Raw genomic sequence first — 18085 nt, 5'->3', positions numbered from 1 at the left:
TCGCGGCAACGGCGGCCGCGCCCGGACCCGGTTTAACGCAGTGTCGCTGGCGGCCGCCGTGGCGGAGGCGGAGAATCCAGGCATCCCCACCCGCACCGGAGCCCGTCATGTATATGCGGACCGCACTCGCCATCGTTCTTTCGGCCGCCGCGCTGTTGGCCGGGGACGCCGGCGCCAAATCCCGCAGCGTCACCGATCCCGACGCCCCGCGCGCGCTGCCCGCGCAGGGTCCGGTCAGCGTGAGCTGGCAGAATCCCGAGCAGTTCACCGAAATCCGCCACAGCCGCAACCGCTATGAAGCGCGCCGCGGCAACTGGGTCGAGCAACTCGCCCAGTACGTGCGCACGCGCGGACAGCGCCGGCTGCCGCCGGGCGAGCGCCTGGACGTGGACATCACCGACATCAAGCGCGCCGGCGATTTCGAACCCTGGCATGGCTCGCAGTACAACGACACTCGTTTCGTCCGCGACATCTATCCGCCGAAGATCGCGCTGAGCTTCAAGCGCCTGGACGCCAACGGCCAGGTGATCGAAGAAGGCCAGCGCACCTTGCGCGACATGAGCTTCATGATGGGTCCGCGCACCGCCAGCGACTCCGATCCGCTGCGCTACGAAAAACGCCTGATCGACGATTGGCTGCACGACGAATTCAAATCCACCGACGCGCGCAGCGCCTCGCGCTGATCCGGGCATCGCGTTTTCGACTCCGCCGACGCCAAACCCCGGCCAACAAAAAACCTCGCACATCACGAGGTTTTTTGTTGCGCTCGGGGCGGACCGACTGGCCGCCGCCGCGTAGTCCCGCGAACGGCTTACTGCTGCGCGGCGCTCGGATCGGCGTCGGCATCCATGTAGAACACTTCCCAGGTGTGGCCGTCGAGATCGTCGTAGGAGCGCTGGTACATGAAGCCGTAATCCTTCGGTTCGTGCGCGGTCGCGCCGGCGGCCACGGCCTTGTCGGCCAGCGCATCGACTTCGGCGCGGTTGGGCAAGGACACCGCCACCAGCGTTTCCACCTGCTTGGTCGCGTCGACGACGGTCTTCTTCGTGAAGCTCTGGAAGAACGGCTCGACCAGCAGCATCACGAAGATGTTCTCGCCGACGATCATGCAGGTGGCGTTTTCGTCGGTGAACTTCGGATTGAAGGTGTAGCCGAGCTTGGTATAGAACTCGACCGAACGGTCCAGGTTCTTGACCGGCAGGTTGACGAACAGTTGGGCGTGGGTGGTCATGGCGATGGCTCCGGCAGTTGAAAGGGATGGATGGATTGAGGCGGCGGGCAGTAGCGAAGGGCTCGTTTCCGGACCGTTTCCTGCCTGCTCCTGACAACGACGAACCAGGATCGCAGGAATCGACACGGCCGCGAAAAAAAATTTCGCATGCCCGTTTTCGCCGCAGCCCGGCCGCCCGCGCGCCCTCCGGGACGCGCCCCTCAGACCGTCCGGGCCCCGCACACCGCCAGCAGCACCGAGTACAGCGAGGTGGTGGCGGTAATGAACAAGCGATTGCGCTTGGGCCCGCCGAACACCAGATTGGAGACCCGCTCGGGCAGGCGGATCTCGCCGATCAGCTCGCCGTCGGCGCGGTGGCAATGCACCGCGGCTCCCGCGCTGACCCAGACCCGGCCGTCCTCGTCCACCCGCAGGCCGTCGTAGACCGCATCGGCGCAGGTCGCGAACGTCCGCGCCGCGCTCAGGCGGCCGTCGTCGCCGACATCGAACACCCGCAGCAGCCCGCTGCCGACGCCGCTATCGACCACATACAGCCGCGATTCGTCCGGGGAGAACGCCAGCCCGTTGGGTTGCACGAAGCCCTCGGCCACGCGCTCGATCGCGCCATCGGCGGGGTCGATGCGATAGATATGGCAGCCGTCCTGCTCGGCCGGCGCGCGCACGCCCTCGTAGCTGGAGTCGATGCCGTAGGAGGGATCGGTGAACCAGACCGCGTCGTTAGACTGCACCACCACGTCGTTCGGGCTGTTGAAGCGCCGCCCGCGATAGTGCTCGGCCAATACGCTGATCCGGCCGTCGTGCTCGGTGCGGATCACCCGCCGCCCGCCTTGTTCGCAACTGATCATGCGGCCCTGCCGATCCACGGTGCCGCCGTTGGCGTAGCCCGACGGCTGGCGGAACACGCCGACCTGGCCGTTGGTTTCGTCCCAGCGCAGCAGGCGCTCGTTGGGGATATCGCTCCAGACCACGCACCGCATTGCCGCGAACCAGGTTGGCCCCTCGGCCCAGCGGCAGCCGTCGGCCAGCCGCTCCAGGTTCGCGCTCAAGCGGATGCAGCGGCGGAATTCGGCGTGGTGAATCACGTAATCGTCGTCGGCCATCGCTAATCCGTGTCGGTGAAATCGCGACAGGCATTGTCGTCGCGGCGGCCGGCCGGATTCCTGCGTACACCGCGGCGATGACGCCGCGAAACTGCGTGCGCTCAGTCGATGGGCACCTGCAGGCCCACCTTCGCCGCGTCCAGCACGAAGGTGGTGGTGAAGCGCTTGATGTTGGCGTCCTCGAAAAACAACTGCCGGCTCAGTCGCTCGTAATCGGCGACATCGCGCGCCAGCACGATCAGCAGGAAATCGAATTCGCCGGCCACGTAGTAGCACTGCTGCACCTGCGGCTGGGCGGCCATGCGCCGCTTGAACGGATCGATCAGGTCGGCGCGGCTGCCCTGGATCAGTTCGACGCCGACGATCACGCGCAGGCCCAGGCCCACCGCCGCGGGGTCGATCACCGCGACCTCGGACACGATCGCGCCCTGCGCGCGCAGGCGCTTGATCCGCCGCTGCACCGCGGTGGCCGACAAGCCGACGGCCTCGGCGATGTCGTCCGTGGTGGTGCGCGCGTCGTCCTGCAGGCGCTGCAGGATGCGGCGATCGAATTGATCCATATCGCGACTCGGCAATGGGGCGATGACTTGCGCGCCAGTGTAGAACGCGCCGCGGCCGACCTTGGCATTCACAGGCCGCCGGCGCGGGCGTTTACCTCTCATCCGCCGCTGCGCGCCGAGCGCCCGCGCGTGTCCGCCGCCGCCGCGGTTCCACGTTCGTTAACGGCCCGCCCTCCAATACGAAGGTATCGCCCATGAGCTCAGTACCCCTCACCCTCGACGCCACCCAGACCGATCTGGCCGCCGATGTCGGCGTCTATGCCTATATCGTCGGCCTGGTCGCGGGCGTGTTCTATCGCCTCGACGCCAACGGCGTGCCGCAGGCGATGACCTTGAACGACAACACCCAGGCCGCGCAGAGTTTTCCCGACTCCGGCCAGCTCGATGCCGCCGCCATCGCCGCACTGCAACCCAACTATCCCCTGGCCTGGGCCGACTACTCGATCGCGCTGGCCCGCACCGCGCCGGCCACGCAACTGGACCTGTCGCAGATCAACACCACCACCGTGCCCGGCCTGGGCATCGGCGCCAATGCCTTCAGCGGACGCATCTACGTGTCGGTCGGGCTGCCGCGATTGCCGTTCACCGTCCAGGCCAGCGGCTACGCCGCGCCGGTGCCGTACGCCGACGGCCCGGGCGCGCAGTGCCTGTTCGACTGGATCGAGTTCTCCTACGACAGCGAAGGCAACTTCAACGGCAATACCACCCAGGTCGATCAGTTCGGTTTCGCGATGAGCCTGGACGGCGCGCCCGGCGGCAGTCTGCAAGGCGCGATGAGCCTTACCCGCGACGCGCTGCTGGCGAAGATCGGCGCGCTGACCGGCCCGTTCGTCGACTCGGGCAGCCTGGTCGCGGTCAACGCCGCCGCCGCGGCCGCCTATCCGGCCAACCTATCCACGCTGCGCGCGCAATCGCCCAAGACCCTGACCGCGATGGGCAGCTACAGCGGCGGGCTGACCGATTACTTCAACGACACCTTAAGCGCGTGGTACCTCAACTGGCAGACCACGCCGCTGGTGGTCAACGACGGCGCCACCGGCTACTACACCGGCGTGGTCGACAGCGGCAGCGGCGTGCTGAATTTCTATCAGGGGCAATACACCACCCTGGCGCAATGGCAGGCGGCGGCGCCGGCGGTGGCCTTCGCGATGGTCGGCGCGGCGCCGTCGACGGTGCAGATCGCTTCGATCGACGTATGGCAATGCGCCAACTCCTTGACCGCCGGCGGCGCCGCGCAGCAGAACGTCGGCAAGAACATCGCCGCGGCGTTCAATCGCGGCGTGCCCGGCTATCTGCTGGACGACACCGTCTGCCATAGCGAGGCCGGATCGTTCTATCCCTCCGGCGGCACCTGGAACGCCTGGGCCGCGATCATGCATGCGGCCAACACCAACGGCCTGGCGTATGGCTTTCCCTACGACGATGTCTGCCAGCAGAGCCCGACGATACAGCTCAACGCGGCCACGCAGGTCAACGTGGTGATCGGCAAGTTCTACAGCTGATAACCACGCGCGGAGGATGGACGAAACAGCGGCCGCCTTCGAACGAAGGCGGCCGCGATGTTTACCTCGGCATGAACCGGTTCAAGGCGTGGATCAGTTCTTCTCGACGCCGAAAATCTTCCCGTTGTCCGGGTCGAGCTTGAGCTTGACGTCGCGGCCGGCCGGATCGTCGGCCTTGGCCAGCCAGATGCCGTCGTCGTAATCGACATCGTGGATGTTGGTGTAACCCGCCGCCGACAGCGCCGCGCGCACGTCGCGCTCGCTCATCTGCGCGACCTGCTCGTTCGGATAGACGCGGCCGCTGCGCGGGTCCAGCTTGACCTGCACGCGATTGCCGTCGGCGCTGCGCGCATCGGCTTTCCACACGCCGTCCTCGAAGTCGAGATCGTTGATCTTGGTGTAGCCCTGTTCGGCGAGGCGAGTGCGGATCTGATGCTCGGTCAGCGCGGTGGGCGCGGCCTGGGCCATTACGAAGGAAGGGGTGCAGGCCACCAGGGCCAGCGCCAGCAGATATCGCTTCATGGCGTCCTCCTGTGCGTGGGGAGATTCGATTCTCGATACGCCGCGCAAACGAGAAGTGAACAACCGCGCGTCATTCATGCTGTTGCTTAAGCGATGAATGAATGCGGCGCCGCGGCCGGCGCGCGATCGATATTTTCGCCAACGCTCATGCCGGCATCACCGTGCGCTAACGTCGGTGCAACCCGTTCGCGCACCCCGGCGCAGGTATGGGGGATTTCGGCAATGCCGATACCCGCATCGATCGCGCCGCGGCAGCGATGACTTTGCCAGCGTGTTCGTGCGCCATTGACGGCGCGGCGCGACCGCACCGCCGCCCGTCCGCGCGGACTTGGTTTCCCGCGCCGGGGCGACTAACGTGATCACAATCGCGCCACCCGGACGTGGCCGAAGGGGAGACTGCCATGTTCGTTGCCCGATTGCGGCGCTGGCGCGCGGTGCTGCTGACCGCACTGCTGCTGCCCGCCGCCGCCCACGCCTGCATCAACGAAATCGGAACCAACATCCGCGGCAAGACCTTCGAAACCGATTGGTTCGCAGGCGGCACCGACATGACCGCGCACCTGACCGACGACGCCCGCGGCCCGGTGCCGGCCGACTGGCAATTGGCCGAGGCGGTCGAACGCGCGCGCAAGTTGCCGCAGTTCGCGCACCTGAACGACCTGGGCGTGGTGCTGATCTACCGGCGCAGCTATGCGCGCGCCATCGACCATTTCCTCGACGTCGAGCGCCGCTTTCCCGGCCGCCACCAGACCGCGGCGAATCTGGGAACGGCGCTGGAGCTGGCCGGCTACGACGAGGTCGCGCTGCGCTGGATCCGCATCGGCATCCGCCGCAACCAGAACGAACACCAGCGCTCGGAATGGCTGCACGCGCGCATCCTGCAGGCCAAGATCGCGCTCAAGCGCGATCCGCACTATCTCGATCACCGCTCGGTGGCCGGGCTCGACTTCAGCCGTGCGCTGATTCCGAAGATGCCGGCGATGCCCCTCGGCAACGACGGCCGCCGGGTCAGCCCGGTCCTGCTGGAGCGCTCGCTGAGCTATCAATTGTTCGAGCGCACCCAGTTCGTCAAACCCAAGGACCCGGTGGTCGCCAACCTGCTGATGGATTGGGCGACCTTGCATCTGGCCGGCGGCTCGATCGAGAACGCGACCGCGCTGTACGACCTGGCCGAGCGTTACGGCGCGCCGCGCGATGCGCTGATGAACCAGCGTCAGGCGCGCATTCGCGCGGTGCTCGATCGCGACCGCGACGGCGAAAAACTGTTCACCGGAGACTGCGCGGTCTGCGAACCGAAGTCCTGACGGCGGCCGGGCGGACACGTCGGTATCGCCCGCCGGGCCGCGGCCGGCGCCGGCCGGCGAACCGGGCGACACCCGGGCTGGTCGCCGCCGGCGCGGCTGATCGATAATGAGCGCGCTATCGAAACCTGGCCGGCGCATGATCGAATCGCGGCCGGGCCGTAACGCGGTCGCGATCGGCGCACGCCGCATCGAACGTCAATCAACACAGGCCGCGCAGGCCGGGGGCTTCGCATCGTTTGTCGGCAATGCAAATCGAACGTCCCCGCCGGCTCGCGCGTCTGCCCGCGCTGCGGCGCGGTGCTGCCCGGCTGGGGCGGCTTCAGCCCGACGCCGTCGATGTGGCGGGCCTGGCGCTCCAATGCCGTGTTCAAGCGGATGCTGCTCGCGCTGGTGGTGCTGATCATGGTGCTGTGGGTGTGTTCGCTGGTCTCCGACGACGTCACCCAGAGTCTGCGCGAGCAACAGCGCGAGCGCGGGCTCGCCGCCGACAGCCGCGAACTGCTGGTGCGCGAGCAGCAGCGCTTGAACGTCCCCGACGCCGACAGCCTCGCCACGCGGCCGTCCGCCGCCAACACCCGCCTGGCGCCGGCGCGCAACGCGAAAGAGCTGTTGAGCGGCATGCGCGTGATCGTGGATGAAGTCGGCGGCCGCAGCCGCTATCGCCAGGCCGAGGTCGAGGCGCGGATCGCCGCGCTGCATCTGCAGGATCTGCTGCTGCCCGAGCACCTGCTCAGCGAGCAGGGCCTGCGCTCCGGCCGCGCCGTCATCCGGCGCTACATCACTCTGCTCAACTACTCGCTCGCGATCAACCGCACCAGTCAGGCCGAGCTCGAGCAACGCCTGCGCGCGTTGGCGGCCGAACTGCCCGAAGGCCGCCCCGTCATCGCCAGCCACGACCGCAACGCGGCGCGCGGGCTGGAGGAAGACAACGCCCTGCTCAACAACCAGCGCGTGGCCATCGGCAAGATCGAACGCATCTATGCGCTGGCCGAGGCCCGGCTCGGCCAGGTCCAGTTGCGCGACAACGCGCTGATTTTCGAGCGGCAGAGCGACGCGAACGAATACAACCGGCTGGTCCGCGATATCCAGGCGCTGGCCGAACAACGCAGCGCCATCTATCGCTATCGGCAGGCGCGGGTGCAGGCGGAGTTGGATGAGATCAGTAAGCTCAAGCGGCGTTAAGAGCTTTCAAAGGCTCGGGGGCACAGACTCGGGGGGGTACAGACTCGTCATTCCCGCGAAGGCGGGAATCCAGCGACTTCAGGCGTTCTCGCACGAAAGGCACTGGATTCCCGCGTTCGCGGGAATGACGAGCAAAAAAGACGCAGCGGCTCGACGATCCAAGCAGCGACGTGGAACCGGCTCTAAACCTCTGGTCGATGAGCCCGCCGATCAGGCCGCCGACTGCGCGGCCGCCCGCTCCGCCGCCTGCACCTGCAACCTGCGCTCGATCGCGGCCGGCAATTGCGGATCGTCCGGCAAGCGCAGTTCAAACTCGTCCCGCAGCACCGCCATCACCGCCGCCGCGTCCGGCAAATCGATCCGCTCGCTCGCCGCGCCGACGCGGTGCACGGCGAAGCTGCCGCCGTTCAAGGTCTTGCGCAGCCCGGGCCCGGTGCGCGCGACGAACAATTGCCCGCGAAACGGCGACTGCGGATGGGTGGAGACATACCAGTTGCCGACGACGTAATCGATCTCGCTCTGAAGCTGCGCATCGAACACGTACAAGGCCTGCCAGTCCTCGCGGCTGCGCGCGCGCAAGACGTAGCTGTCGCCGCGCGTGTCCAGGCGATACGGCTCATGCGCGGTCGCTTGTTCGCCGCGCTCGTGCAGCGCCAGCGGCGCGGTCGGCACCATGCCGCCGAAACCGACATCGGCGAGGTATTCCACGCCGTCGATGGTCACCAGCACGACCAGATGCGTTCGCGCGGTGATCGCGTCCTCCGGCCCGCCCATCACCACCCGCCCGGTGAGGCCGCGCGCCTGGAAGCCCAGATCCTGCAGCAACGCCAGGAACATGCGATTGAGTTCGTAGCAATAGCCGCCGCGACCTTCGTGCAACAGCTTGCGCTGCAGCGACGGCAGATCCACCGGCACCGGCGCCTGCAGCAGCGTGGCGATGGTTTCGAAGGCGAATACGGCCGTGTGGCGCCGTTGCAACTCGCGCAGGGTATCCAGGTCGGGCGGCGGCGCGCGCTCGAAATCCAGGCGTTGCAGATACGCGGGAAGATGTTGCAGTTGCGCTGACATCGCAGACTCCCAGGCAGGCGGCCGATGCCTACGGTAACGGCTGCGAACCGCGCGGGTCGAGTGCGCGGATTGTCGATCCGGCGTGCGGCGGCTGTGTAAACGCCGCCGCGGCTTCGCGCATCACCAGATCAGATCGTCAGGCACCTGGAATTTCGCGTAGAACGCATCGTCCTCGCTGACCACGGCCTCGCTTTTGGGCTCGGCGTGATCGAGCACGATCATCGACGGATCGCGGCTGCGGACTTTTTCCGCGGCGGCGCGCGGCAGCAGTTCGTAACCGGGCTCGTGCCGGGCGATCACCAGCGCGCCGCTGGCCAACTGCGCGCGCAGCGCGGCGTTGATCAGCACGGTCTTGATCTTGCCTTCGTCGGTGAAGCCGTAGGAGATCTCGCCCTCGCGCTTGACCTTGTTCGTCTCGACGATCTGGCGGATCTGCGCGCGCTGTTCGTGCGCGCGCGCCTGCGCATTGCGCTCGGCCGCCAGCGCGCGGTCGCGCTCGGCGCGCTCCAGGCGCAGCCGCTCGGTTTCCAGTTGTTCCGCGCTGGGCGGCGGCGGCGCCTTGCCCTGGCGCTGCTTGGCCTGCTCGCGCGCGACCTGGGCGACCTGGGACTTCTTGACCAGGCCGGCCTTGAGCAATTGATCTTGTAGGGGATTTCGCATGGGCCCAGTCTAGTACGGGCCGCGGCCGGCTTAAACCGGCCGGGGCGGCCGAACCTGACTTTTTGCGGGTTTCACGGGGCGCCGCCGCTCAGCCGTCGGCCATCTCGACCAGCTTGGCGACCGTATTCAAATTGCGCGCCGTGCCGGCCTTGGCCGCGGGAATGACCAGCCGGGAATCGGCCATGCCGTCGCCGTAGTGCACGTAGATCTCGCGCTCGCCCAGGGCGATCTCTTCGCCGTTAAGGTGCTTGACCGCGGCCAATGCATCGGCCGGCGGGGCCTGATCGAGGAAGATCAGCACCGCGCGATTGGGCGCGGCATGCGCGAACGGCTGCGCCGCCAGCGCCTTGGCCATCTGCGCGCCGGTGCGCACGATCACCCCGACCGGCTTGCCGGCATAGTCCGCCAGCCGCTTCTCCAACGCCGCCTGCGCCGCGCTCGCGCTCAGGGCGCTGCGAAATACCACGTTGCCGCTAGCGATGTAGGTACGCACATCGAGGAAACCGGCGTCCTCGCACATGGCGCGCAGCTCGGCCATCGGCAGTTTGCCGGTGCCGCCGACGTTCACGGCGCGCAGCAGGGCGATATAGGTGGGCATGGCGCAAGGATACGGCAGCCGCGGGGAATTTCGGACACCGCCTGGAAGGACGTCTGCTCTGACGCTTGCGCGCCGGAGTCACTCGGCCTCGTTGACCACCGCCAGCGCGCGGGTACGCTGCGCATCGCTGCGTGCCCAGAAATAAATCAGCAACCCCGCCACGGCCGTGATCGCACCGACCACGCCGGTCGAAGTCCAGCCGTAACCGGCCGTGATCGCCATGCCGCCGAGCCACGGCCCGAGCGCATTGGCCATGTTGAACGCCGAATGGTTGGACGCCGCCGCCAACGTCTGCGCCGACTTGGCCACGTCCATCAGATGCGCCTGCAACACCGTCGCCAACGCGCCCATCGTGCCGACCGCCAGCACCGCCGGCAGCACCGTCCACACCGAGCGCGCGGCCAGCGGGAACAGCAGCAGGATCGCCGCCGACCACACCAGAATCCACGCCGCGGCGCGGAATTGCAGGCGGTCGAACAACCAGCCGCCGCCGAGCGTGCCGAGAATGCCGCCGATGCCGAACGCGATCAGTCCGAAGGGAATGAACGACTCGCGCACGCCGGTCACGTGCACCAGCGTCGGCGCCAGATAACTGAAGACGCAGAACATGCCCGCGAAGCCGATCGCACCGATGCCCAGGGCCAGCCACACCGGCTTGCGATTGAAGTCGCGCAACTCGCGCATCGCGTCCGGGCGCGGCGCATGCATGCCCGGCGGCAACACCCGCGCGGTCATCGTCACCGTCGCCAGCGCGATCAACGACACCAGTCCGAACGCCCAGCGCCAGCCGAAGGTCTGCCCCAGCCACGTCGCCAGCGGATTGCCCACCAGCAACGCCACCGACAAGCCCAACATCACCCGCCCGACCGCGGCGCCGCGCTGCTCGGGCGGACTGATCCGCGCCGCCACCAGGGCCGCGATTCCGAAATACGCGCCATGCGGCAGGCCCGCGACGAAGCGCGCGAACATCAAGGTGTAGTAACCCGGCGCCAGCGCGCTGGCGAGATTGCCGAATGCATAGAAGCCCATCAGCGCCAGCAGCAGACTGCGGCGCGACATGCGCGCGCCAAGGATCGCCAAGGCCGGCGCGCCGACCACCACGCCCAGGGCATACGCGCTGATGACGTGACCAACCGCGGGCTCGTTCACGCCCATCGCGCGGGCGATGTCGGTGATCAGGCCCATGACCACGAACTCGCTGGTGCCGATGGCGAAACCGCCCATGGCCAGGGCGAACAGGATCAGGGCGATCTGGCGGGGAGACAGGATCGGCGCGGGGCTGTCCTGGCGGACGGGGCTGGCGGGGGTCATGGGGCCATTATTGTGCATCGCAGCAACGGGCGCCACTGCGGGGTTTGGCGTTGTTGATCGCCGCGACACTGGCCGGGTTCGGCCTTCTCGTCGGTCACGTTTCGCGGGTGTTGTAGAAGCAAATCCCCCGGCGCAGGCGCATCCGTCTGAAGCACGCAACGCAGGCGCCAGCCCCCTTTTTCAAAGGGGGCAATGGTTTCGTCGGCGGTTGGCGTTGCGGTCGCCGTTATCGTTGTCGTAATCGCTGCTGATCCCCAGTGAAGTTGCCGTTGCTGTTCCCCCCTTTGAAAAAGGGGGCCAGGGGGGATTCGCTTTTCGCTCCAAACATCAAGCAACACCAAGGCGCAAAACGCACGCGGTCAGCACGGCCATTTCGCCGGCATTCCTTTCGGCTTCGCCAAGATCGATACCGCGAAATGGCCATATCGCCCGGCGATGCCGGGCCGCACTGATCGGCGAAACCCGGCTCGGTGAACCCGCAGGCCGACACGCGATTCCGATCTGCAACGCTCTTCGATCCGGATTCGGATCGGCGCGCTGTCGCTCAGTCGCCGATGCCACGAGGCAACGCCAAGCCCGACGCGCCCGCGACCACTTTGCGCACGCTGGACACCGCGGCCGACGACAGCGAACGATGCACCAGGAATGCCGGCGCGCTGCCGCCGATGTCGGTCAGCGAAGCGTAGGTCAAGCGCGTGCCGGTGCCGCTCGGCGTCATCGTCCACTCGCCGCGCGCGCGCAGCGCAATGCAGTCCGGCATCGGTTTCCTGCCGGCATAGTCGAGCGACACGAACTTCACCCGCATCTCGCCGTTGGCCAGCGCATGCCGCTCGAAGCGCATGGAGTAACAGCGATCACTGGTGACCGACGTGCTGAGCACATCCGACCACAGCGCCATGTCCGGCCCTCGCTGGATGAAGGTGCGGCTGATGTTCTTATTCTTCTCGTCCAGATACTTCCCGAGCAGATAATCCGCGACCGTCTTCGGCGAAGCCTTCAGCGACGTGGTGACACGCAGCTCATCGAAACGCTCACCAGGAATGCGCCGCGCCTCCAGCCGGATGCCGTCCTTGTCGCTGACCAACCGCCACTGCGGGGCCGGTTCGCCGGCGAACGCCGGCCAGGCCGCCGGCAAGAACAGAAGACAGGCCAAGTACCAGCCCTGACCGCGTGAAACCGCCGGAACCCGGCATGAGACTGGAATGCGGAACCTGGCCATCGTCGTCTCCCGGCGTTTGAGCCGTACCGCGGATTCGATGCCACGGGGATGACAGGGTCAAGACAACCGGGATTCGATCGGCAGCGCCCGGCTTGGCCAGGCGCAGGAATCCGGGCTTCGGCGCCGATACGACCAGCGCGCGGCCGAACCACGGGGAAGCGGCTCAGACCGCTTCCCGGTGGTTCGGCGAATCGGAAGATTTGGCGTCGGCTACGGCGCGAAACCGCTGTTCAGCCGCGGCTTCACGCAGAGCCGCCGCGCGTGCCCGATCAGCCGCGGACAGCGGCCTCGATCGTGGCGATATCGATCTTCTGCATCTTCATCATGGCGTCGAACGCGCGCTTGGCCACCTTCTTATCCGGATGGGTGAACGCATCCGTCAACGCACGCGGGGTGATCTGCCACGACAGCCCCCACTTGTCCTTGCACCAGCCGCACTCGCTTTCCTTGCCGCCGTTTCCGACGATCGCGTCCCACAAGCGATCGGTCTCGGCCTGATCGTCGGTCGCCACCTGGAACGAGAACGCCTCGCTGTGCTTGAACATGGGCCCGCCGTTCAAACCGATGCACGGAATGCCCATCACCGTGAACTCGACCGTCAGCACATCGCCCTGCTTGCCATCGGGATAATCGCCGGGCGCGTGATGCACCGCCCCCACCGTGCTGTCCGGAAACGTCTGCGCGTAGAACTTCGCCGCATCCAAAGCGCCGCCGTCGTACCACAGACAAATCGTGTTCTTGCTGACCATCGCCGTTCTCCTGTTTTCAGAGCGGATACGTGCATTCAAGTCGCGCAAAGCGCCGGATTACGCGGGCGCGCTGCCGGCCACGAGGCGTATGCACGATCGTCTCATGGCGCCGCTGCATGCCCGATCACATGTTTAAACGGGGCCCAGGCGAGTGCCGGGCAAAAGTATCATCAAGCGCGCGGAAAACAACGGGACAATGTCACCTGCCCGAGCTGACATTTCGACGATGGCGACAGTCGCTTCTTGAAGCCCGCCGTCGTCCGGCGGCGGCAGTCAGGTCGCGCGAGCGAGCAACACGAGGCCTTCGTCCTGCGCCGACCCTTCGGCGTCGTAATGGAACAGTCCGGACGCGGAGAGCTCGATCATGCAGCCGCGCTGCAGATACGCCCACTCCGCCGCAACGTAGCCAGGCAGCGCCGTCTGTTCGGCGATCATGACCACGACCACGCCGCGCGCATCGTTTCCCCAGCGGACGCTGTCGCCCAGTCGGATGTCTTGGCCGTCTTGATAGTGCAGTGCCGTCATCGCCCCATGCCCGGCCCCTTGGGCGTTTCCTCCGGCGTCTGCCCGAGCGCCTGGGCCTGGGCCGTTTGCCGGGCGATACGCTCGTTGATCGCTTCTACCTTTTCGAACGAAGCCGCCTCCGGCGTGCGAGCGGCCTCATCCGTTTTCATATGCGCCCGCAGGTGCGCCGGGTCATCGAGCCGCCCTTGCACGACGAAGACGTTTTCGCCGGCGGCGACGTGTTCGTTTTTGATGCTGAAGACCACGTGATCCACTTGCGATAGGCCATTTTCCTTAGCCAGTGCCAACAGGCTAGCAGTCATACGCTCACTGGCTTCGTCCCAATGGCGTCCGTGCTGTTGATCCTGTTGTCGGACCTGGGTCGCAATCTGGGAGTACAAGCCGTGATCTGGGTGCGCCTGTTGGCCTGGTATCGGCCGACCGCTGTCTATCGTGCTTAAGGAGTCGGCCAGGACGCTCGACTCGATCGGCACATGTTGATTCAATCTAGCCCCGGTCTTGGTGTGCTCGAAATGATGCAACGCCGGCGGTGATTGGCTGGTGTCGTAATAGGCCTGGGGACGTTCGGGGTGCGGATCTATTTGCAGCCCTAGCCGTTCGATCAGCCGCTCGTTCAAGCGTAGCTTGCCCATATCGATATGCATCTTCGGTTCGACACCACCCACCGAATGCGCATATTCGCGATCAAACTGAATCACGCGTTCGATCGCGTTCCTGCCGTAGTAGTTTTGGTAGTCAGACTCCTTGTGTGGCCCCAGCGTGGCCGTCTCGGCTGATTCGATTCCATCTGCTTTGGGCTTACGGTCGAAGTAGTTCTTACCCATGGCCTCGACGTTACCCGGCGTCGGGTCTATGGTCGAATCCGCGTTGAATTTCAAGCCGGATTTTCCGACCAGCTGTTGTGCGGCATCGTCTCGGCCCAAGAACATATAGGAACGAATGCCTTTTGTTCGACTCATTTCACTAAGGCTGACTTCACTGCCGGCTTGGCGCTTCATGCTTACAACCGCGTTCCAACCTGCAATCTCAGCTCGTGCCTCGTCCTCCCGTGATGCCTGAATGAACTTCCCGATGGGTGGCGTGTAGTCGTTGACGGGATTTTTGTCGCGCGCGATCTGCTTTATCTCAGCGTCGAAGGCGGCCCATGCTTCGCGCTTCTTGTCATGATTGAAACCATGCTGCGTCTCATGCGCCAACGTGAAGACCATCGGCGCGACATCGAATCCCGAAGTATTGGCTGAAGATTTGTTCTGCAGCCGATAGGCCGGAATCAGCATGGCCTTTTCGTCGCCATCGTAAGCGGCCCCGGCTCCCTGTCCATGAGGCAGAATTCCGAAGCTCTTCAGATGCGGTTTTGGCTCGGCGTTGATCGCGGCCCCGATACGCTCCACCAGCATCGGCGAGGCATTTATCGCCGACTGCAGGTTGCCCACCATCTCTTGCGACACAGGAACGACATTGCCGGCTTCGTCTTTGTAAGTGCTGTTGCCGAAACGCAGCGACATTTCCTGAATTTTCAGCGCAGCATCCAACCGCCCCTTCGAACCGGCGTCAGACCCCGCCAACGCGCTGATGGGAAGTCCGACCACACCGCTACGAATGTCGATGTCTCCCACCAAGCTTTCTGACGTGGGTGAGATAGAAAAAGACGTTAGCCGCCCCAGCTTGGCGGCTTTGTTCATCTCCTCCAGCAACTCATCGTCCGAGACCAGCGCCTCGCGCAGGTGCCCGACATGAGCGTCGCTCACACCCGGCGAAGTCGCAAACGCCTTGACGGCAGCATCCAGCTGCTTGTTCATCCTTGTCATGTTCAATCCCTCGAAGAGATCGTCAGCTGCTGAATACAGGAACGGGCGGCTTTTCCATCGATCGGCGCGGACTCGGCGGCAGGCACGATCCGCACTTTCATGTGGGAACGTAGAAAGACATATTCCGTCGCCTGTCCTATTTCGTCGGCTTCCACCTTGCCGGAATAGCCAGCGCCTTTAAGTGCTTTGGATGCCGCCGCGAGGTCAACTTCGCACACCGGCGACATCGATGCCTCATTGATGTCTGCATGGCGGTACGCAAGCTCCACCGCTTTGTAGGACCCGTCCTGCTCGTAGGTAACACCGTAGCTCCACCCAGATTCCGGGAGCTTTATGGCGAAGGCGTGCACCTTGCCCAACGGTGCGTACTTGAGCGGCAAGCCGGTACGCTCCGTCACACTTTCAACGGTGACCTCATCCATCGACTGTAGCGCCTCCGCCAACCGGAGCATCCGTCGTGCGACCTCTCCTGGCGTCAGATCGGGATGCTCGCTGGCAGTGCTGATTCTGTACTGGTCGGACGACGTCATGTCATGAGGCTCCTGAGTTGTAGCGGCGTGGCGTGGTGGTGTCGGGCCGTGAGCGCACGCGCTGACGGCGAGGACATTGAGGACGATCAGCGCGGACGCGACTGCGTGCGGCCGAACGGCTGCAGCGACACAGCGAAACTGAAAGTTGCGCATTGCTTGCACCGCAGGCAGAGGGGATTCGTTGAGCATAAGCGAGCTGTCATCTGATGAACAACAACCGCTGCGATCTTTATGCGCTGGCCGCAGACGACCAGGGCAAAGGCGCTGAAAATATGCGGAATTGGTGGATATGCGTGCACGAGAGTTCTGGCGTTCTCCGTCGCAAGCTCGGGAGCCATTTATCCAGTGCGACACTCTCTCCGTAGTCCATGCTGAGAGCACTCTGATGCGTCCTTTCGTCAAGGTCCCGCTGACTCCGACCACCTGATCTTGGTTTTGATTCATGCAGACTTTTGAAGTCCGCATCTTCGCTAAGGCTTGAGGACAGGCAGATTTTTCGCGGGCAGCTCCAGCTTGTTCTTCATAACGAATTCGGCTGCAGTTTGCACATCCACCAAATGGATTTCCGTCAAGCAATTCTCGCCAGCCGTGAACTTCCCAATGTTCACATCAACGCCATTGGCAATCGCTGAGTAAGTGTCGTAATTAGGGCCTTCCACATAGGGATAGCTGACCGCCGACACGGGCTTGGCACCTGTGATCCTGACGGCATCCTTCAACGTAAAGCATCGGGCTTTGTCCACGCCGATGCTGAGGATGCCGGCGCTGGTGTAGTCGACAACGATATTGATCCGGTGACCGTCGGACAGTGTCAACACTCCTTCTTGACGGAATACGCTGAACTGACCTATCGAACGAAGGCCCTTGGATATGCGGTCGTAGCCATCGGCTCCCTGTTCAAGCGGCAGGCGAAGAATGTCCTCGATCGTCAAACTGGGAGCATCGCTCTGCGGCGCTGACTGAATCGCCCAGGGTTTCGTAGACATCTCGCAGCCATAAACTATGGCTTAAGTGGAGGTGGTTATGAGCGCGAAGCGATACACCGATGAGTTCAAGATCGAAGCGGTCCGTCAGATCGTGGAGTACGGGCGGCCGGTGGCCGAAGTAGCCGAGCGCCTGGGCGTGTCGGTGCACAGCCTGTACGGCTGGCGGCGTCAGCAAGGCAAAAGCGATGTGGTTCGTCGTGTGGAAAAAGATCAGAACGCGGACGTGCGACGCCTGAAGGCAGAACTTCGGCGCGTGACTGAAGAACGAGACATCCTAAAAAAAGCCGCCGCGTACTTTGCCAAGGGGTAAAGGTGAAGTACGCCTTCATGAAGCAGCACGCCGACGAGTTCGGCCTGGCCGCAATGTGCCGTGTCTTGGGCATAAACCGCAGCGGTTACTACGCTTGGCTTCACGCGCCGGCCAGTGCGCGTGCACGCGACGACCAACGTCTGTTGGGATTGATCAAGCACAGTTGGTTGGAAAGCGGCTCGATCTACGGCCATCGCAAGATCACCACGGACCTGCGCGAGTTGGGTGAAACGTGCAGCAAACACCGCGTTGCGCGTTTGATGAAGCAAGAAGGGCTGCGCGCCATGGTGGGCTACGGCCGGCGGCCGCGGCCGTTGAGCGGGCCGATCGGCGCCGTCGCCAACAACGTGCTGGCGCGTGAGTTCACAGCGCAAGAACCCAATCGGGCCTGGGTGACCGACATCACCTACATTCGCACCCACGAAGGCTTCTTGTACTTGGCCGTCGTGCTCGATCTGTTCTCCCGCAGGATCGTGGGCTGGGCCACGCGTCCAACGCAGCACTCCGATCTGGTGCTGCAGGCGCTGCTAGCGGCGGTGTGGCGACGCAAGCCCGCGCCTGGTTTGCTCTTGCACTCGGATCAAGGCAGTCAGTTCACGAGCGAAGACTGGCAGAGCTTTTTGAAGGCCCACGGCATCGTGTGCAGCATGAGCCGACGCGGTAACTGTCACGACAACGCCGCGATGGAAAGCTTCTTCCAGTTGCTCAAGCGCGAACGGGTTAAGCAACGGATCTACCATACCCATGACAAAGCACGAGGCGATGTGTTCGATTACATCGAGCTGTTCTACAACCCCAAACGACGGCACAGTTCCAACAATGGCCTGTCCCCGATAGAGTTTGAAAGGCGGTACGCACTAAACGGCTGACGACTGTCTACAAAAACCTGGGCGATTCACATCAAGTTCATGTCACATATG

19 protein-coding genes are annotated in these 18085 nt (G+C 64.8%); 5 read left to right on the top strand and 14 right to left on the bottom strand.

The annotated features are described in order from the left end of the window. Nucleotides 1-113 precede the first annotated feature (113 nt). On the top strand, nt 114-683 hold the full coding sequence (locus LG3211_RS02775; RefSeq protein ID WP_057945227.1) for a DUF3016 domain-containing protein: 570 nt from the start codon (nt 114-116) through the stop codon (nt 681-683). 128 nt (nt 684-811) lie between these two features. Here the strand turns inward: LG3211_RS02775 and LG3211_RS02770 are convergent, their stop codons facing one another. The 3 genes from LG3211_RS02770 to LG3211_RS02760 form a co-directional block, all read right to left on the bottom strand. Then, nucleotides 812-1231 (bottom strand): VOC family protein, encoded by a 420-nt coding sequence (locus LG3211_RS02770; RefSeq protein ID WP_057941495.1) that lies wholly within the window; start codon nt 1229-1231, stop codon nt 812-814. A gap of 200 nt (nt 1232-1431) precedes the next feature. Continuing rightward, a complete protein-coding gene (locus LG3211_RS02765) occupies nt 1432-2331 on the bottom strand; it encodes an SMP-30/gluconolactonase/LRE family protein (RefSeq protein ID WP_057941494.1) in 900 nt (299 codons plus the stop codon). A gap of 101 nt (nt 2332-2432) precedes the next feature. Next, entirely contained in the window at nt 2433-2891 is a 459-nt protein-coding gene (locus LG3211_RS02760; RefSeq protein ID WP_222837566.1) for an Lrp/AsnC family transcriptional regulator, read from the bottom strand. 194 nt (nt 2892-3085) lie between these two features. On the opposite strand from LG3211_RS02760, the gene LG3211_RS02755 reads away from it, so the two are divergent. After that, on the top strand, nt 3086-4393 hold the full coding sequence (locus LG3211_RS02755) for a beta-1,3-glucanase family protein (RefSeq protein WP_057941493.1): 1308 nt from the start codon (nt 3086-3088) through the stop codon (nt 4391-4393). A 93-nt stretch (nt 4394-4486) separates the two neighbouring features. Here LG3211_RS02755 and LG3211_RS02750 read toward each other — a convergent pair whose 3' ends face one another. Further along, on the bottom strand, nt 4487-4915 hold the full coding sequence (locus LG3211_RS02750; RefSeq protein WP_057941492.1) for a PepSY domain-containing protein: 429 nt from the start codon (nt 4913-4915) through the stop codon (nt 4487-4489). 401 nt (nt 4916-5316) lie between these two features. Between LG3211_RS02750 and LG3211_RS02745 the strand changes: the two genes are divergently transcribed. After that, nucleotides 5317-6219, top strand: a complete 903-nt coding sequence (locus LG3211_RS02745) for a tetratricopeptide repeat protein (RefSeq protein WP_057941491.1) — start codon at nt 5317-5319, stop codon at nt 6217-6219. 297 nt (nt 6220-6516) lie between these two features. Next, a complete protein-coding gene (locus LG3211_RS02740; RefSeq protein ID WP_148648716.1) occupies nt 6517-7401 on the top strand; it encodes a hypothetical protein in 885 nt (294 codons plus the stop codon). A gap of 210 nt (nt 7402-7611) precedes the next feature. On the opposite strand, the gene LG3211_RS02735 is transcribed toward LG3211_RS02740, so the two are convergent. The 10 genes from LG3211_RS02735 to LG3211_RS02690 all read right to left on the bottom strand — a co-directional run bounded on the left by LG3211_RS02735 (nt 7612) and on the right by LG3211_RS02690 (nt 16855). Beyond that, a complete protein-coding gene (locus tag LG3211_RS02735) occupies nt 7612-8469 on the bottom strand; it encodes an arylamine N-acetyltransferase family protein (RefSeq protein ID WP_057941489.1) in 858 nt (285 codons plus the stop codon). 120 nt (nt 8470-8589) lie between these two features. Continuing rightward, the gene (locus tag LG3211_RS02730) at nt 8590-9129 is read right to left on the bottom strand and encodes a DUF2058 domain-containing protein (protein WP_057941488.1); all 540 of its coding nucleotides are present in this window, start codon (nt 9127-9129) and stop codon (nt 8590-8592) included. Between the two features lie 88 nt (nt 9130-9217). Further along, nucleotides 9218-9727, bottom strand: coding sequence for a DUF1697 domain-containing protein (locus LG3211_RS02725; protein ID WP_057941487.1), 510 nt, complete (start codon nt 9725-9727; stop codon nt 9218-9220). 78 nt (nt 9728-9805) lie between these two features. Then, nucleotides 9806-11038, bottom strand: coding sequence for an MFS transporter (locus LG3211_RS02720; protein ID WP_057941486.1), 1233 nt, complete (start codon nt 11036-11038; stop codon nt 9806-9808). Between the two features lie 544 nt (nt 11039-11582). Then, nucleotides 11583-12191: an SRPBCC family protein gene (locus LG3211_RS02715; RefSeq protein WP_057941485.1), complete on the bottom strand. Its 609-nt coding sequence runs from the start codon at nt 12189-12191 to the stop codon at nt 11583-11585. 335 nt (nt 12192-12526) lie between these two features. Further along, on the bottom strand, nt 12527-13006 hold the full coding sequence (locus tag LG3211_RS02710) for a VOC family protein (RefSeq protein ID WP_057941484.1): 480 nt from the start codon (nt 13004-13006) through the stop codon (nt 12527-12529). Between the two features lie 273 nt (nt 13007-13279). Further along, entirely contained in the window at nt 13280-13531 is a 252-nt protein-coding gene (locus LG3211_RS02705) for a hypothetical protein (protein WP_057941483.1), read from the bottom strand. Further along, a complete protein-coding gene (locus LG3211_RS02700; protein WP_148648714.1) occupies nt 13528-15330 on the bottom strand; it encodes an XVIPCD domain-containing protein in 1803 nt (600 codons plus the stop codon). The genes LG3211_RS02705 and LG3211_RS02700 overlap by 4 nt, the downstream gene beginning before the upstream one ends. A gap of 11 nt (nt 15331-15341) precedes the next feature. After that, on the bottom strand, nt 15342-15869 hold the full coding sequence (locus LG3211_RS02695) for a hypothetical protein (RefSeq protein ID WP_148648713.1): 528 nt from the start codon (nt 15867-15869) through the stop codon (nt 15342-15344). Between the two features lie 470 nt (nt 15870-16339). Then, the gene (locus LG3211_RS02690) at nt 16340-16855 is read right to left on the bottom strand and encodes a hypothetical protein (RefSeq protein WP_148648712.1); all 516 of its coding nucleotides are present in this window, start codon (nt 16853-16855) and stop codon (nt 16340-16342) included. Between the two features lie 37 nt (nt 16856-16892). Between LG3211_RS02690 and LG3211_RS02680 the strand changes: the two genes are divergently transcribed. Then, nucleotides 16893-18034 (top strand): IS3 family transposase gene (locus LG3211_RS02680; protein ID WP_148648703.1). Its coding sequence is split into 2 segments (ribosomal slippage): nt 16893-17130 and nt 17130-18034, totalling 1143 coding nucleotides; the frame shifts between segments, so codons are not numbered across the junction. Nucleotides 18035-18085 lie beyond the last annotated feature (51 nt).

Origin of the sequence: Lysobacter gummosus (assembly GCF_001442805.1) — a bacterium.
Taxonomy (GTDB): Bacteria; Pseudomonadota; Gammaproteobacteria; order Xanthomonadales; family Xanthomonadaceae; genus Lysobacter; species Lysobacter gummosus.
Note: the sequence above shows the minus strand (reverse complement) of the source record. Positions and strands in the feature narration are given on the sequence as shown.

What these genes read in the sequence shown, in the direction of transcription:
- LG3211_RS02710 (WP_057941484.1), bottom strand. Translation starts at nt 13,006, where the DNA reads ATGGTCAGCAAGAACACGATTTGTCTGTGGTACGACGGCGGCGCTTTG.
- LG3211_RS02730 (WP_057941488.1), bottom strand. Translation starts at nt 9,129, where the DNA reads ATGCGAAATCCCCTACAAGATCAATTGCTCAAGGCCGGCCTGGTCAAG.
- LG3211_RS02745 (WP_057941491.1), top strand. Translation starts at nt 5,317, where the DNA reads ATGTTCGTTGCCCGATTGCGGCGCTGGCGCGCGGTGCTGCTGACCGCA.
- LG3211_RS02690 (WP_148648712.1), bottom strand. Translation starts at nt 16,855, where the DNA reads ATGTCTACGAAACCCTGGGCGATTCAGTCAGCGCCGCAGAGCGATGCT.
- LG3211_RS02700 (WP_148648714.1), bottom strand. Translation starts at nt 15,330, where the DNA reads ATGAACAAGCAGCTGGATGCTGCCGTCAAGGCGTTTGCGACTTCGCCG.
- LG3211_RS02735 (WP_057941489.1), bottom strand. Translation starts at nt 8,469, where the DNA reads ATGTCAGCGCAACTGCAACATCTTCCCGCGTATCTGCAACGCCTGGAT.
- LG3211_RS02775 (WP_057945227.1), top strand. Translation starts at nt 114, where the DNA reads ATGCGGACCGCACTCGCCATCGTTCTTTCGGCCGCCGCGCTGTTGGCC.
- LG3211_RS02705 (WP_057941483.1), bottom strand. Translation starts at nt 13,531, where the DNA reads ATGACGGCACTGCACTATCAAGACGGCCAAGACATCCGACTGGGCGAC.
- LG3211_RS02695 (WP_148648713.1), bottom strand. Translation starts at nt 15,869, where the DNA reads ATGACGTCGTCCGACCAGTACAGAATCAGCACTGCCAGCGAGCATCCC.
- LG3211_RS02750 (WP_057941492.1), bottom strand. Translation starts at nt 4,915, where the DNA reads ATGAAGCGATATCTGCTGGCGCTGGCCCTGGTGGCCTGCACCCCTTCC.
- LG3211_RS02765 (WP_057941494.1), bottom strand. Translation starts at nt 2,331, where the DNA reads ATGGCCGACGACGATTACGTGATTCACCACGCCGAATTCCGCCGCTGC.
- LG3211_RS02770 (WP_057941495.1), bottom strand. Translation starts at nt 1,231, where the DNA reads ATGACCACCCACGCCCAACTGTTCGTCAACCTGCCGGTCAAGAACCTG.
- LG3211_RS02720 (WP_057941486.1), bottom strand. Translation starts at nt 11,038, where the DNA reads ATGACCCCCGCCAGCCCCGTCCGCCAGGACAGCCCCGCGCCGATCCTG.
- LG3211_RS02760 (WP_222837566.1), bottom strand. Translation starts at nt 2,891, where the DNA reads ATGGATCAATTCGATCGCCGCATCCTGCAGCGCCTGCAGGACGACGCG.
- LG3211_RS02725 (WP_057941487.1), bottom strand. Translation starts at nt 9,727, where the DNA reads ATGCCCACCTATATCGCCCTGCTGCGCGCCGTGAACGTCGGCGGCACC.
- LG3211_RS02755 (WP_057941493.1), top strand. Translation starts at nt 3,086, where the DNA reads ATGAGCTCAGTACCCCTCACCCTCGACGCCACCCAGACCGATCTGGCC.